11 protein-coding genes are annotated in these 15,075 nt (G+C 67.3%); all 11 read right to left on the bottom strand.

From position 1 onward, the window contains the following. Positions 1-368: 368 nt before the first annotated feature. The 11 genes from GWI72_RS00660 to GWI72_RS00610 all read right to left on the bottom strand — a co-directional run bounded on the left by GWI72_RS00660 (position 369) and on the right by GWI72_RS00610 (position 15,034). Entirely contained in the window at positions 369-1,979 is a 1,611-nt protein-coding gene (locus GWI72_RS00660) for a GMC family oxidoreductase (protein ID WP_161707495.1), read from the bottom strand. Positions 1,980-2,118: 139 nt separating this feature from the next. Next, positions 2,119-3,627, bottom strand: a complete 1,509-nt coding sequence (locus GWI72_RS00655; protein ID WP_161707493.1) for an FGGY-family carbohydrate kinase — start codon at positions 3,625-3,627, stop codon at positions 2,119-2,121. After that, a complete protein-coding gene (locus GWI72_RS00650; protein ID WP_161674932.1) occupies positions 3,608-4,450 on the bottom strand; it encodes a class I fructose-bisphosphate aldolase in 843 nt (280 codons plus the stop codon). The genes GWI72_RS00655 and GWI72_RS00650 overlap by 20 nt, the downstream gene beginning before the upstream one ends. Further along, positions 4,441-6,180 carry a glycerol-3-phosphate dehydrogenase/oxidase gene (locus tag GWI72_RS00645; protein WP_161707491.1) on the bottom strand — a complete coding sequence of 580 codons (1,740 nt, stop codon included), beginning with the start codon at positions 6,178-6,180 and terminating at the stop codon, positions 4,441-4,443. Before GWI72_RS00645 ends, GWI72_RS00650 begins: the two co-directional genes overlap by 10 nt. A 63-nt stretch (positions 6,181-6,243) precedes the next feature. After that, complete coding sequence (locus GWI72_RS00640) at positions 6,244-7,239, bottom strand: aldo/keto reductase (RefSeq protein WP_161674928.1); 996 nt, start codon at positions 7,237-7,239, stop codon at positions 6,244-6,246. Then, positions 7,229-8,209: a sugar-binding transcriptional regulator gene (locus tag GWI72_RS00635; protein ID WP_161674926.1), complete on the bottom strand. Its 981-nt coding sequence runs from the start codon at positions 8,207-8,209 to the stop codon at positions 7,229-7,231. The genes GWI72_RS00640 and GWI72_RS00635 overlap by 11 nt, the downstream gene beginning before the upstream one ends. 21 nt (positions 8,210-8,230) lie before the next feature. Further along, positions 8,231-9,217 (bottom strand): ABC transporter permease, encoded by a 987-nt coding sequence (locus GWI72_RS00630; RefSeq protein WP_161676080.1) that lies wholly within the window; start codon positions 9,215-9,217, stop codon positions 8,231-8,233. Positions 9,218-9,240: 23 nt separating this feature from the next. Continuing rightward, entirely contained in the window at positions 9,241-10,764 is a 1,524-nt protein-coding gene (locus GWI72_RS00625; RefSeq protein ID WP_161707489.1) for a sugar ABC transporter ATP-binding protein, read from the bottom strand. Positions 10,765-10,891: 127 nt separating this feature from the next. After that, positions 10,892-11,911 carry a substrate-binding domain-containing protein gene (locus tag GWI72_RS00620; RefSeq protein WP_161707487.1) on the bottom strand — a complete coding sequence of 340 codons (1,020 nt, stop codon included), beginning with the start codon at positions 11,909-11,911 and terminating at the stop codon, positions 10,892-10,894. A gap of 295 nt (positions 11,912-12,206) precedes the next feature. After that, positions 12,207-13,664, bottom strand: a complete 1,458-nt coding sequence (locus GWI72_RS00615; protein WP_161707485.1) for a glutamine synthetase family protein — start codon at positions 13,662-13,664, stop codon at positions 12,207-12,209. After that, the gene (locus GWI72_RS00610) at positions 13,661-15,034 is read right to left on the bottom strand and encodes an aspartate aminotransferase family protein (RefSeq protein ID WP_161674918.1); all 1,374 of its coding nucleotides are present in this window, start codon (positions 15,032-15,034) and stop codon (positions 13,661-13,663) included. The genes GWI72_RS00615 and GWI72_RS00610 overlap by 4 nt, the downstream gene beginning before the upstream one ends. Positions 15,035-15,075 lie beyond the last annotated feature (41 nt).

The following is a 15,075-nucleotide window of genomic DNA, read 5'->3' as shown; positions in this document are numbered from 1 at the left end:
CTGCAGGACCTCCCGTCAGACAACAGTGACGGTGCTCTGCCGTGTTTCGGAGCGTCATCCGCAGCGACAGGCTTATGGGTCGCCCGGCGTCACCGTGTGGATGGCCCGACAGGTGCGGGACGGACTGGACCAGTGCACGGGTTCGTTGCGATGACCGGACGAACGGGAAGTGCCTCGCCAGCCGTGACGGTTGCCGTGGGTTTCTGCTTCCAGTTCGCAGCGGCAGGGCGAGACCAAGCCTTGATGCTCCCTCGCCCTTCCGGGCGCCCGGAGAGGTCTTTTCAGTCAGGGCAACCGTCAGGGGCGGCAACCATTGGGGGCGGCAACCGTCAGGGCCGACCGAAAGACGTCGCCGGAGACCGCCCAGCTCACCGCCCCCGGATCATGTCCGCGGCTTTTTCGGCGATCATGACGACCGGGGAGGCGGTGTTGCCAGAGACGATCTTCGGCATGATCGAGGCGTCGACGATGCGCAGGCCGGAGAGGCCGTTGAAGCGCAGTTTCGGGTCGACGACGGCGGCCGGATCCGTGCCCATGCGGCAGGTGCCGACGGGATGGAAGATGGTGGTGGCGATGTTGCCGGCGGCGGAGAGGATCTCGTCGTCGCTGTCGATGCCCGGCCCCGGCAGCAGTTCTTCGGGGCGGTAAGGGGCAAGCGCCTTGGCCGACATGATCTGCCGGGCCTGGCGGATCGAGCGCACGGCCACGTCCCGGTCATTGGCGGTGGAGAGATAGTTGAGCCGGATGTCGGGCTGGCGGGCCGGGTCGGCGGTTGCGATATGGCAGGTGCCGACGCTGTCGGGCCTGAGGTTGCAGACCGACACCGTGATGGCCGGGAAGGGATGCAGCGGATCGCCGAGCTTGTCGGTGGACAGCGGCTGCACGTGATACTCGAGATCCGGCGTTTCCAGCGACGGATCGGAGCGGGTGAACATGCCGAACTGGCTCGGCGCCATGCTCATCGGTCCGCTGCGCGCGGCAAGATACTGCAGCCCGATCCAGGCCTTGCCGACGAGGCTGTTGGCGAGCGTGTTGAGCGTGCGCGCGCCATGGACCTTGAACACGGTGCGGATCTGCAGATGATCCTGCAGGTTCTTGCCGACGCCGGGGGCGGCATGGGTGACGGGGATGCCGAGCGGGCGAAGCACGTCCGGATCGCCGATGCCGGAGAGTTCCAGCACCTTGGGCGTGTTGATGGCGCCAGCCGCGAGGATGACCTCGCGCCCGGCCTGCACGACATGCGCCCTGCCCTTGTGGCGGAAGCGAAGGCCGGTGACGCGGGTGCCGTCCAGCAGCAGGCGCTCGACCTCGGCGTGGGTGATGAGGGTGAGAGTGCTGCGCTTCAGCGCCGGGCGCAGGAAGCCCTTGGCCGTGTTCCAGCGCACGCCCTTGGTTTGGTTGACCTCGAAGAAGCCGGTGCCCTCGTTGGAACCGTCGTTGAAATCCTCGCGCGGATGGATGCCGAATTCGGCAGCGCCCTGCTGGACCGCCTTGAGGATGTCCCAGGTGAGCCGCTGGCGCGAGACCTTCCATTCGCCGCCGGACCCGTGCAGGTCGGTCCGGCCGGCGTGATGGTCCTCGGACTTGAGGAAATAGGGCAGCACGTCCTCCCAGGCCCAGCCGGGATTTCCGAGCTGCCGCCAGTGGTCATAGTCGGCCGCCTGGCCGCGCATGTAGATCATGCCGTTTACGGAGGTGCAGCCGCCCAGAACCTTGCCGCGCGGATAGGCGAGGCTGCGGCCGTTGAGGCCGGGCTCGGACGCCGTGCGCATCATCCAGTCGGTGCGCGGGTTGCCGATGCAATAGAGGTATCCGACCGGGATGTGGATCCAGTGGTAATTGTCCGAGCCGCCGGCCTCGAGCAGGAGGACACGGCTCTTGCCGTCCTCGGTGAGACGGTTGGCGAGAACGCAGCCCGCCGTGCCTGCACCGACGATGATGTAGTCAAAGGAGCCGCCAAGGGCCTCGGCCTGGGTCATGATCGTCCATCCGGTCTGTTGCCGCCAAGGGAGCAAACGGCGGCCCTGCCCGGCCCGCAGGCGTGCGGGCAGGGGCCGGTCCGGCGCGAGGCTCCGGGGCGTTGATCCCCGGGGAAAGCCCCGGGGATGTCTGTCTGGGTCAGGGTGCCGTCCAGAACGGTTTCAGGGCTGCGACCAGCGCCTGGAACCGCTGATAGCGGCGGTCGTAATGGGCCGACATGGCCGGATCGGGCGTGAAGCTGGCCTTCGGCCGGGTCATGGCCGCAACGCCGTCCTCGTAGGTGGCAAAGACCCCGGCCCCGACGCCGGCGCCGATGGCCGCGCCAAGGGCCCCGGTCTCGCGGGCCTCGGCCACGGTCAGCGGCACGCCGAGCCCGTCGGCAAACATCTGCGGCCAGACGGGACTGCGCGAGCCACCGCCCGAGAGGACGGCGGATCCGAAGCGGACGCCGGCCTCGCGCAGCACCTCGATGTGGCGACGATGCTCGAACATCACGCCCTCGAACAGGGCGCGGAGCACATGCCCCTCGCCATGCCAGCCGGCAAGGCCGAAGAAGCCGGCGCGGTAGCTTGCCCCCTGGCCGGAGCCATAAAGGAACGGCAGGAACAGCGGATCGTCTTCCGCCGGCGTGACGGCGGCGATCAGGTCGTTGCAGTGGCCAAAGGGATCGTCATGGTGGTGGCCGCGTTCGACGAAGCTGCGCACGTACCATTCGAGATTGGCGGCCGAAGTGGCGCTGGACTCGATGTTGATGAAGCGGCCCGGACCAAAAGCGGTGACCATGAAGACACTGTCATCAACCACGGGCGCAGCCGAGAAGACCTGGTTGATCGACCAGGTGCCGGCGATGATCGATGCCTCGCCGGCATTGACGACGCCGGAGCCGAGCGCGCTGGAGACCACGTCGAAGTAGCCACCCACCACGGGCGTGCCTTCGGCAAGGCCCGTGACCGCGGCAGCTTCCGCCGTCACGCGGCCGGCAACCGCAGCCGGATCGACCAGGCGCGGCAGCAGGCCCTCCGCGTCGTCCAGCCCGTAGAGCGCCAGGAGATCGCGATCGTAGGCCGCCTCCGGCAGGCGCAGGAGGCCGCAGCCCGACATGTCGGAAATGTCGCTGGTGCGCTCCCCCGTGAGGCGGAAGTTGATGAAGTCCTTGCACAGCATCAGCGTCGCTGCGCGGGCGTAGAGCTCCGGCCGGTGCTGCCTGATCCAGGCCAGCAGGACCGGGGTCTGCGACGGCCAGGGCTTCTGCAGGCAGAGCCGGTGCAGCGCATCGCCGTTGGCAGCAGACAGGCTCGCCGACAGGCTAGCCGCCCGGGTGTCAAGCGACTGGATGCCGACAACAGGCGCGCCGGCCGCGTCGACCAGATAGAGCCCGTTGCCGTGACCGGCGCAGCCGATGGCGGCGATGCGGCGGGGATCGATCCCCGCCGTCTCGATGGTCTTGCGGATCGCGACCTGGGCCGTGGCCCAGAGTTCGTTCAGATCGCGCTCGGCATGGCCGGGCGCCGGGATCGACGAGGTGCCGTCGATCGCGTGCATGGCGATCTGGCGTCCTTCCAGATCGAACAGCACGGCCTTGATGACCGTGTTGCCGGCATCAAGGCCCAGAAGATAGGTCGCCGCCTCAGCCACGGTTGTAGACATCCCAGGCTTCCTCGCCGTCCGCGCCCTGATGGATGATCGCCATCAGCGCCGCAACGACGGCTTTCGGGTTGGCATGCTGGTAGATGTTGCGGCCATAGACCATGCCCTGCGCGCCCTGGCGCATCAGTGCGGCCGACTTCGCCAGCACCACCTTCAGGTCTTCCTTGCCACCGCCACGCACCAGCACCGGCACGCGGGCCGCCTCGATGACACGGTGGAAATCGTCCGGATTGTCGGTCGGGTCCGCCTTGATGATGTCCGCTCCCATTTCGCTGGCCAGACGGACGAGCGGCACGATCTTCTCCACGTCGCCATCCACCTGATAGCCGCCGCGCACGTCATTGGGCAGCATCACCAGCGGCTCGATCATGAGCGGCATGCCGTACTTCTGGCAATCGGCCCGGACGCGGGAAATGTTCTCGACGCACTGGCGGAACAGCTCCGGCTCGTCCGGCAGCATGAACAGGTTCACCACGACGCAGGCCGCGTCCATCTCGAGCGCGCCGATGATCGGCTCGTGCCGGTTCTGCAGCATGGACCACATGACGCGGTGGCGCTGCGCATTGTAGGGATTGCCCATGTCGATGCGCATGACGAGGGCCGGCTTGTCGCGGTCCGGACGGCGTTGCAGGAGGTCGGCCTGACCGTAGGCGCACTGGATGGCATCCGGGCCCGCCTTGATCAGGGTGTCCATGACGCCGGCCATGTCTTCAAGGCCGACGAGGAAGGACGGCTCGTTGCAGACGCCGTGATCAATGGCAACATCCAGACAGCCACCGTTGCGGAACAGCCGGTTCATCCGGGCCTTGTTGCTCACACGCATTCCTTGGTCCTCCTCAGGGATCTCTGGTCAAGTGTTTCGGCGCTGACGCCGTGATAGGTGGCGAGTTCCTGCCGCAGGGCCTCGCATTCCCGTGTTGTCCGGGCGGCCGGCCAGCCGCGCTCGCGCGCCATGATCGCGCCGATGGCCTCGATCAGCGCGCCGGAGATCGTGCCCGTGATGGCGAGCGCAGTGCGGCGCAGGACGAGATCCGACAGATGCAACACATGTTCGCCCTGCAGCAGCCAGACGATCTCGGCAGCGGTCAGGGCCACCCCATCGGCCAGCGGCGTGTCATCGGACCGCCCGGCGGCAAAGCGCAGGAAGTCCTTCGCCCGGGTGCCATAGGTCCCGGCGAGATGGGCGGCACGGGCAGCCTCGAGGTTGCACTCGGCCTGCAGCGAGCCGGCGAGCCGGCCCTCCTGCAGCGGACACCCTGCCCCCCCGCCGATGGCAAGGTCCCGGGTGTCGCGGCGCCGGCGATGGCCGAGCTCCGCCAGCACCTGGTCTGCCGTCTGTTCGGCGAAGGCGCGGAAGGTCGTCCACTTGCCGCCGACCATGCAGAACTGGGGTGGCACGCCCGCAGCCCCGGCGATGCGATGCGTGAAATGCCCGCGCGAGATGCGCCCGGTGAAGTCCTGGTCGCTGACCGGCAGCGGACGGATGCCGCTGTAGGAAAAGAGGATGTCCTCCGGCGACAGGGGGATGCCGGGAAAGATGCGGGCGAGCGAGCCCAGGATGTAGTCGCGCTCCTCCGGCTCGCAGCGCGTGCGCTCGGGCTTGTCGACGCGCAGGTCGGTCGAGCCCGCCAGCACGTTGCCGAGATAGGGAAAGACGATGCAGACGCGGCCGTCGCTGTTCTCGAAGTAGATCATGTGGCCGCCGAGCGCCTCGCGCAGCGCCGCATTGCCGAGGATCAGATGCGAGCCCTTGGTGCCGCCGACCAGCGGCTTGCGCCGGGGATCGGGAGCCGCGAGCTGGCTGACCGCCCGGTCGAGCCAGGCGCCGGTGGCATTGACGACTGCGCTCGCCTTGACGCCGAGCACCTCGCCGGTCTCGTGGTCGGTGACGAGAAAACCGTCTCCGGACGCGGACAGCTCGGCATAGTTCAGCGCGATCGAGCCCGCCGAGACAGCGGCCGTGTCGAGGACGAGCTCAAGGCCGAGGCGCTCCGGATGCGAGATCCAGGCGTCGTAGTAGGTGGCGGAGCATTTCAGCGAGGGCAGCAGCGCAGGCCACCGGGCGAAGGTCGCGCGGGCCGAGCGGAAGGTGTGGGTCGGCAAGAGCCGCCGCTCTCGCGTGACCAGATCATAGAGCGTCAGGCCGATCCTGATCGGCAGGGCGCCACGGGCGGACGGCTTGCCCTTGCCGCCGAGAAAGGTCTTCGCCGCATTGAACAGGCCGGAGAAGCGGCTGGAGATCGGAATGGTCGTGGGCAGTGGCCGCACCAGATGCGGCGCATTGCGCAGCAGGGCATCCCGCTCCGCAAGCGACTCCCTGACGAGATCGAACTCGCCGTTCTCCAGGTAACGCAGGCCGCCGTGGATCATCCGTGACGGAGCCGCGCTGCAGCCGGAGCAGAAGTCGTTGCGCTCGACCAGCAGAACCCGGAGGCCCTGGAGCGCCAGTTCCCGGTAGACACCGAGGCCGTTGATGCCGCCGCCGACGACGAGCACGTCGAAGGCTCCATCCGCACGGATCCGGCTCAGGAGTACCTGCCGTTGCACAGACATGACTTCACCCTTCGCCGGACCAGCCGGTCCGGCGTTCCCTGTGATTGACGCGTTGCAGTGCTTTCAGGCGTCGAGGCCGACCAGATGTCGTTCGACGGCCTTGCCGATGGTCACGATCTCCTGCGCGGAGAGACGGATGCGGCCGGCGGCGGCATTCTCTCGCGCCTGGGCGGCGTTGCGCGCGCCGCAGAGCGAGAAGGTGATGCCGGGCTGGCTGAGCGTCCAGGCAATGACGACCTGGGCCCTGGTTGCCGCGTGCGCTTCGGCAATCGGTCCGATCTCGCGCATCAGCTCGGCCACCTTGACGCGGTTGGCCTGCGAGAAGCGCGGATTGTCCTTGCGCAGGTCATCTCCGGTGAAGACGCGGTCCGGACCGACGCTGCCGCTCAGAAGGCCGAGCGCCAGCGACGAGTAGCTCAGCATGGCGACGTTGTGGTCGAGGCACAGCGGCAGCAGCGACGTCTCGATGTCGCGCTTGACCATGCTGTACTCTTCCTGCAGCGCATCGAGCTGCCCGGCCGCGACATAGGCCTCCGCCTCGGCAACCGATGTGTTGCTGGCACCGATTGCCCGGATCTTGCCCTGGCTCTTCAGGTCCTCCAGCGCCGCCATCGTCTCGGCGATGGGCGTGGTCGGGTCCTGCCAGTGGGTGATGTAGAGGTCGATATAGTCGGTGCCGAGCCGCGTCAGGCTCTGCTCGACCTCGTGGACGATGGCGTCGCGGCCGAGGTAGCGATGCACCGGCTTGCCGTCATAGTCGAAGAAGTGGTTGCCCTTCCGGGTGTGCCAGACGAGGCCGCATTTGGTGGCGATCACGGCCTTGTCGCGGCGGCCCTTCAGCGCCTTGCCGACGATCTCCTCGGCGAGGCCCTGACCGTAGGCCGGAGCCGTGTCGATGAGGGTGACGCCCTCGTCGAGCGAGACGGTGATGGCCTCGATGGCCGCGGCCTCGTCGGTGCCGCCCCACATCCAGCCGCCGATGGCCCAGGTGCCGAGACCGATGGCCGAAGCCTCGATGCCGGAGCGGCCGATCGGGCGCGTCAGCATTTCACGCGACATGCTTCATCCTTCCCATTTCCGCGAGCAGGGCCGTCACGGCCTCCTCGTCCATGACCAGTGAATTGAGGAACTTGCCGTTCAGCACCGCCTGCACGGGCCGCACCTTCTGCAGGCCGGCGGCCACGCCGATGACCTTGCGGCAGGAGCTGATCTCCGACGGGGACAGGGCCACCAGCCGGGAGTTCAGCTCATAGTCGGCAATGACGCCCGTCTCGCCAACGAGATGGGCCATGAATTCCGCGGCAACCCCGAGGCCGACCAGCATCTTGCGATCCGATTCCGGCACCGGATTGAGGTCGTAGTAGCTCGACCCGCGCGGCTCGACCGAACCGATGCCGGTCAGCGCCACGCTGGCGCTGCGGGCAAGATCGAAGACCTCCTTGATCGGCGCCATGTTCTTGACCATGTCGCGCTGCGTCCGGCTTTCGGCAAACAGCGGCGCATGCACCAGCATGGCCTTGCCGCCGAGGCGTTCGGCCATCCGCGTCACCAGATGGTTGACGTCGGTGTAGTACTTGCCCTGCACGCCGCCGGTGAGTGGCACGACCGTCACGTTCATCTCGCGCTCGGGGCTGAGGTTGTCGACGACCGCGCTCACGGCCTTGCCGCCGGTGATGGCCAGGACGTCGCCGTCCCGCAGGCTTTCAAGCAGCAGGTTGGCAGCCGCCAGCCCGACCTGCTTCAGCGTGGTCTCGGCATTGCCCGACACCGTGGGCGCCACCACGGCGGTCTCGAGCGCGGTGCCGCCGACCAGCTGGGCCTCCAGCTCCGTGAGCCGCGCAAAGGGGCTCTCGATGCTGATCTTGACCATGCCGAGCTTGTGGCCCTGGGTGATCAGCCGGTTCACCTTGGAGGTGGACATGTTGAGTTTCTGCGCGATCTCGAACTGTTTCAGGCCTTCGAGGAAATGCAGCACGAGCACGGTGTGGATCTGCCGGGCCAGTTCAAAGTCGAGGTTGCGCTCAGCCATCGTCTCAGCTCCGAATGTCGGTTACTTGCGGTTCTTGCCCAGATAGTGGTCGATCGTGACCGCCGTGAGGAGAATGGTGCCGCGGATGATGTCCTGCCAGTAGACCGAGACATCGAGCAGCGCCAGCGAGCTGGAGACGACCGACAGCAGCATCGCCCCCAGGATGGCACCGAAGATGGTGCCCGAGCCGCCCTTGAGGCTCGCTCCGCCGATGACGGCCGCGGCAATGACATTCAGCTCCATGCCGATGCCGAAGGTGGGCTGCGCCGAGCCGAAGCGGGCCATGTAGATGACACCGGCAACACCGCACAGCGCCGAGCACAGGGTGGTTGTCAGGAACACCACGCGCTTGGTGCGGATGCCGGAATAGGCGGCGGCCTTCTCGTTGGAGCCGGTGTAGAACACCTTGCGGAACATCACCGTGCGCCGGAGCATGAAGTCGGACACGAGCACGACCGCAACGAAGATGATGATGACCAGCGGGACCGGGCCGATGCTGCCCTGCCCGATGAACTTGAACTCGGGCGGCAGGGAATAGAGACCAAGCGGACGGCCGCCGGTGAAGAGAAGGCAGATGCCGCGGGCGATCACCATCACCGCCAGCGAGACGATGAAGTGGTGCAGACCGACCCGGGTCGTGAAGAAGCCCATGAAGGCGCCGCAGGCCGTTGCCAGGCCAATGGCCATGGCGGAGGCCACCCAGGGATCGACCCCTTGCAGGAACAGCCAGCCGGCAACGACCATCGCCAGCGCCGTGACCGAGCCGACCGAGAGGTCGATGCCGCCGGAAATCAGCAGGATCGTCATGCCGACGACGACGATGCCCTCCACCGCAAAGGCCATCACCATGGCGCGGAGGTTGACCCAGGTGAGAAAGTAGGGCGAGGCGAAGGACATCACGACGAACATCGCCAGGATGATCAGGATGAGCCCCGTCTCGCGCATGCGCAGGAGCTTCATCAGCGGGTGAACCGCCGGCGCGGCGGTGGCCGGAGTGGCCATTTCCATGGTCTTCTGCACCTTGCCCTCCCTCAGGCGGTCACTGTTTCCCGTTCATGCACCGATGCCAGGTGCATGATGTTTTCTTCCGTCATGTCGGCGCCGGTCACTTCGCCGCTGATGCGTCCCTCGCGGATGACGAGGACCCGGTCGCTGACGCCGATCAGCTCGGGCAGCTCCGAGGAGATGACGACGATGCCGACGCCTGCCCGGGCGAGATCGCGCAGGATCCGGTGGATCTCCGCCTTGGCGCCCACATCGACGCCCCGGGTCGGCTCGTCGAGGAAGATCACCCGCGGGTTGACCGACAGCATCTTGGCGATCGCCACCTTCTGCTGGTTGCCGCCGGACAGCGACGAGACCGGATGCGCAAGGCTGCCGCACTTGAGATTGAGGCGGCGCCCGAGCGTCCCGGCCTGGTCGTCCTCGCGGCGGCGGTCGATGATCCCGAAGCCGTTGGCCACCTGGTCGACGGCCAGCGCCGAGACGTTGCTGGCGATGGACATGTCGAGGAAGACGCCGTCGCCCTTGCGGTCCTCCGACAGGTAGACCATGCCGGCGGCGATGCTGTCCTGATAATGGCGCAGACCAAGTTGCTGGCCGCACAGGGTCACGGTCCCGCTGGCCGCGCCGTCGAGGCGGCAGATGCCCTTGACGATCTCGCTGCGGCCGGAGCCGATGAGCCCGGCAAAACCGAGGATCTCGCCGCGGCGCAGCTCGAAGGAAATGTCGTGGAAGCGCTTGCCGTCCCCGAGATTGCTGACCTGGAGCACCCGCTCGTCGGAGCGCTCGGCCTCGGTCTGCTTGTCCGGATAGAGCTGGTCGAGAACGCGTCCGACCATGGCGTTGACCACATCGCGCGGGCCGACCTCGGCCACGTTGTAGGTGCAGATCGACTGGCCGTCGCGCAGCACGGAGACCCGGTCGCAATGGTCGAAGATCTCCACCATGCGGTGCGAGATGTAGATGATGGCAATGCCGCGGTCGGCCAGCCGGTGCATGATCGTGAAGAGGGCCTGCGCCTCCTTTTCCGTCAGCGCGGCCGTCGGCTCGTCGAGGATGAGCACGCGGCAGTCGAGCGTCAGCGCCTTGGCGATCTCGACAAGCTGCTGGTTGGAAATGGACAGGTCGCCGACGAGCGTGGCCGGGTCGATGTCGCGGGTCAGGTCGGAGAGGATCTCGCGCGCCCGCCGCTGCAGGTCGCGGTAGTCCATCAGGAAGCGGCGGCTGGTGTTGGTGACCGCCATGAAGATGTTCTCGGCCACCGACACGTCGGGACACAGGGCGATTTCCTGGTGCACGAAGCCGATGCCCAGCTCCTGGGCCTCGGTCGGCGAGGCGATGCGCACCGGCTTGCCATCGAGCAGGATCTCGCCGCTGTCCGGCTGCAGGATGCCGTCGATGATGTTCATCAGGGTGGACTTGCCCGCGCCGTTCTCGCCGGCCAGCGCATGGATCTCGCCGCGCCGCAGCTCGAAGTCGACCCCGCGCAGCGCCCGGATGGCGCCGAAGGATTTGGTGACGCGGGATATCCGCAGGATCACGTCGTTGGTCATGGGTTCCCCCCGTGGGCCGGTCTGGCGCCGGCTTCTGTGCGTGTGGTCCACCGGCGGGAGGCAGTGGGATCACTCCCGCCGGTGTCCGCAGGCCCTGGGTCAGGCCTCAGCCGATCCGGGGACCCGATCAGTACGGGTCGCGGTTTGCCATGTAGGCCTCAAGGTCAAAGCTGTCGGCATTGGCCTTGGTGATGACGGCGAAGCCGTTGTCGACGAAGGGGATCTGGACCGGGTTGTAGCCGGAGACCTTGTAGTCGTTGAACGGATCGAAGACCTGGTTGTGGGCGGCGAGGAACACGGCGAGGAAGCCCATGAAGCCCTGCATGCCCTGGTTCGGGTTGAGCGCCATGTGGATGTTGCCGGCCTTGATGTGGTCCAGCGTCGTCGGCGTGATGTCGGCATGCATGACCAGCACGTTGGCCTTGGCCTCGAGGATCGCGGCCACGGCACCTTCGGCGGAGCCGGCTTCCGGGATCCACATGGCCTTCAGGTTCGGGTTGGCCTGCAGGATCGCGGCGGTGGCGCGGTAGGCGGCGGTGCTGTCCTGGTTGGTGGCCTGGCGGCCGACGAGCTTCATGTCCGGGTACTTCTCGGCCATGTAGTCGATGAAGGCCGTGACGCGCAGGTCATGGTTGGACTGGCCCGGGTTCTCGAGCACGGCAAATTCGCCGCTGCTGCCGACCTGCTTGACGATCTCCTCGGCGGCAAACTTCGCTTCGGCGACGTTGTCGGAGGTGATGTAGCCCGTGCGCTTGGACTTGGGCGAGTCTGCGGCGAAGGTCACGACCTGCGTGCCGGCGGCGATGGCGGCGTTGATCGGCTCGATGAAGGGATCAGCCTGCATCGGATGCAGCAGGATGCCGGCCGGCTTCTGCACCAGATCCTGCTCGAACGAGGCGATCTGCTTGGTGATGTCATACTCCGGCGTGCCGGAGAACGCGGTCTTGCAGCCGAAGGCCGCTGCCGCCTGCTTGAAGCCCTGGTAGACCGGCACCCAGTAGGGATGCGAGGACACCATGACGTTCATCATGTAGGTCTCGCCCTCCTTGCAGCGCAGCGTCTCCGCAGCGGTCGCCGGGGCCTGTGTGGCCAGCATGGTGGACACAGCCAGCGACGCAACCGCCGCAGCAATCGTAACCCTCTTCATATGCTCCTCCCAAAGGCAAGCGGTCTCCACACCGCCTGGATCCTGATGCGAACCCTCCCCCTTGCGGGATAAATTTCCAACCCCGCAAGAAAATTCGCAAGCCCAACCTAGGTCGGAGAAAATGGCCCGGCAACAACATTCTGAAAAAATATCAGTACGTGAAATTTATTGCATGACCGGACAAAAACAGCCCGGACTCCCGCACGCCCGGGGTGCAGGAAGGGTCGGACATTCAACGGAAAGGCGCAGACCGTGCGCCTGCGCCGCCGTTATCCGGCTTAGTGAGTCCCGCCGGTCAGACGCGCTCCAGATAGAGCTCGTAGTCGATGTCGGGGATCGTGCGGGCAACGCGCGCGTACTCGGCCGACTTGATGGCGGTGAAGGTGCGATGCAGATCCTCGCCCAGCGCCTCGCGCAGGAAGGTGGACGCCTTCGCCACCTCGATCGCCGCGCGCCAGTCGCGCGGCATGGCGGCGGAGGAACTGTGCACCGTCGAGGAGACGGTGTCATAGCCGTTGCCGGTGGTCTCCGGCCCCGGATCGATCTGGTTGCGCAGGCCATGGCGGATGCCGGCCAGCACGGCGGTGGCAACGAGATAGGGATTGGCATCGACGCCGGAGGGCCGATGCTCGATGCGCCGGGCGGACGCCGCGCCTGCCGGCACGCGCAGGGCAACCGAGCGGTTGTTGACGCCCCAGCTGGTGGAAACCGGCGCGTAGGACTGGCTGGAGAAGCGGCGCCAGCTGTTGGCATGGGGCGCAAACACCAGCATCGCATCGGCCATGGTGGCGCGCAGGCCGCCGATGGCATGCAGCAGCCGCTCGCTCCATGCGCCCTCGCTGGCCTCGGCGAAGACATTGCGGCCCTGCCCGTCCGCCAGCGAGACATGGAAATGCATGCCCGATCCGGCCTTGTCGCCGAAGGGCTTGGCCATGAAACAGGCAATGATGCCGTGCCGCCGCGCTGCCAGGCGGACAATGCGCTTCAGCCGGATCAGGTCATCGGCCGCCTTCAGCACGTCGGTGCGGTAATGCAGGGTCAGCTCGTACTGCCCCGGCGCATATTCGGAAATGACCGTCTCCGCCTTGATGCCGGCCTTGGCCGCTGCGGCATAGATCTCGGCAAACAGCGGCTCCATGCCGATCAGGGCGTCGACGGAATAGACCTCCGTGGCACTGGCCGGCCGGCCATCCAGCACGGCCGCCGCCGGCTGGACCTTGCCGTCGGGCCCGCGCTCGCGCGCAAGCAGGAAGAATTCCAGCTCGAAGGCCCCGGCCGGATGCAGCCCTTCAGCCGCCAGCGCCTCGACCTGGGCCGCCAGCGCGTGGCGGGGGTCGGAGGTCATCGGCTTGCCGTCGAGCGTGTAGAGCGACAGCAGCACCTCGCCGCGCGGCGGATTGGTGCCGGCAAGGGCAACGAGACTGCCGGGAACGGGCCAGGCGCGCATGTCGCCGTCGCCCTGGTCCCAGACGAGGCCGGTCTCGTCCACATCCTCGCCGCAGATGTCGAGCCCGAGAATGGAGACCGGCAGGTGGCGGCCCGACTTGTAGATCGGCAGCAGCTCGTGCCGGCGGATGATCTTGCCCCGGCCGACGCCGTTGCAATCGGTCAGCACCAGATCGAAGGCCTCGATCTCCGGATGGGCAAAGAGGAAGGACTCGACCTCGGCCAGCGTCGCGCCGGACGGGGATGCGCCCTGAGGGGATTGGCCCTGAGACGATTGGCCCTGAGGGAAATCCGTGGGGGCAGTCATGCCATCATCTCCGCCGTGATCGCATCGAACGCGGCGACAAGCCGGTCGATCTGCGCATCGGTGGTTGCCGGGCTGACCAGCATCATGTTGTGGAACGGCGCGATCAGGCATCCGCGGTTGACAAGGGCCGAATGCAGCGCCTGTTCCAGCGCCGGCTTGTGCGCGGTGTAACTCTCGCTGCCATTGCGCAGCGGCGTTTCCTGGCAGATGAACTCCACCCGCGCGCCAACCCGCACCACATGCCAGGGCGCCCCGTGACGCTGGATCGCATCGGCCAGACCGCTCGCCAGCCGCGCGGCCCCAGCCTCCATGTGGGCATAGTTCGCGGCCGTCATCACCTCGGACAGGGTTGCCCGCATGGCCGCGAACTGCAGCGGATTGGCCGAGAGCGTCGTGCCGATCCCCGAGAAGCCGGCCGGCCGCGCCGCGTCATAGGCGCGGTAGCGCGCGGCGACCGCCTCGCTCATGCCCCAGACGGCGGCCGGCAGGCCACCGGCCACCGGCTTGCCCAGCACGAACATGTCGGGCTCCAGCCCGTGCGTGCGCGTGTAGCCGCCAAGGCCGGAGGAGACGGTGTGCGTCTCGTCGATGATGAGCAGCGCGCCATGCTTGCGGGTGAGCGCCCTGAGCCCCTCGTGGAAACCCGGATCGGGCAGCACCATGCAGGAATTGGTCATCACCGGCTCGGTGATGACGGCCGCCACATCCCCATGCGCCAGGGCCGCTTCCACCCCGGCGAGATCGTTGAACTCGGCAACGCGGGACGTCACGCCGAGATCCACCACCTGGCCGACCAGCCCGGGTCGGGCGACAGTCTTGCCGTCCACCTCGCGCACCATCGCGTCATCGACCGCACCATGGTAGCAGGCGGCGAAGAAGAGGATCTTCGGCTTGCCCGTGACGGCACGGGCCGCGCGCAGGGCAAAGCGGTTGGCATCCGAGGCGGTGGTGGCGATCTGCCAGACGAAGGGACCGAACATCTCGCGCAGGAGCCGGCCGACCTCCAGCGCATCCGGCGTCGGCAGCATGTAGGTGAGACCCCGCGCCGCCTGCGCCGCGATGGCCTCGGCCACCGGCGCGGGCGAATGGCCGAACATCGAGCCGGTGTCGCCAAGGCAGAAGTCGTCGAGCGTGTTGCCGTCGATGTCGGTGATCAGCGCGCCCCGCGCCTCGGAAACCAGCATCGGGAACGGCTGCGGCCAGTCGCGCATCCACAGCATCGGCACGCCGCCAAGGAAGGCCTCGGCCCCCGAGGCAAGCGCTGCCATGGTCTTCGGCCGCCGGGCCGCAAACACCTCCGCCTCGCGCTGGCGGATTGCCTCGATACGCCCGGCGGGCACGCCGCCGATCTTCTCCGGACTGTTGGCCATGATCCCCTTCTGTCCCTCACGCGCAGCGGCAGCCTCCAGCC

Origin of the sequence: Pannonibacter sp. XCT-53, from assembly GCF_009915765.1 — a bacterium.
Taxonomy (GTDB): domain Bacteria; phylum Pseudomonadota; class Alphaproteobacteria; order Rhizobiales; family Stappiaceae; genus Pannonibacter; species Pannonibacter tanglangensis.
Note: the sequence above shows the minus strand (reverse complement) of the source record. Positions and strands in the feature narration are given on the sequence as shown.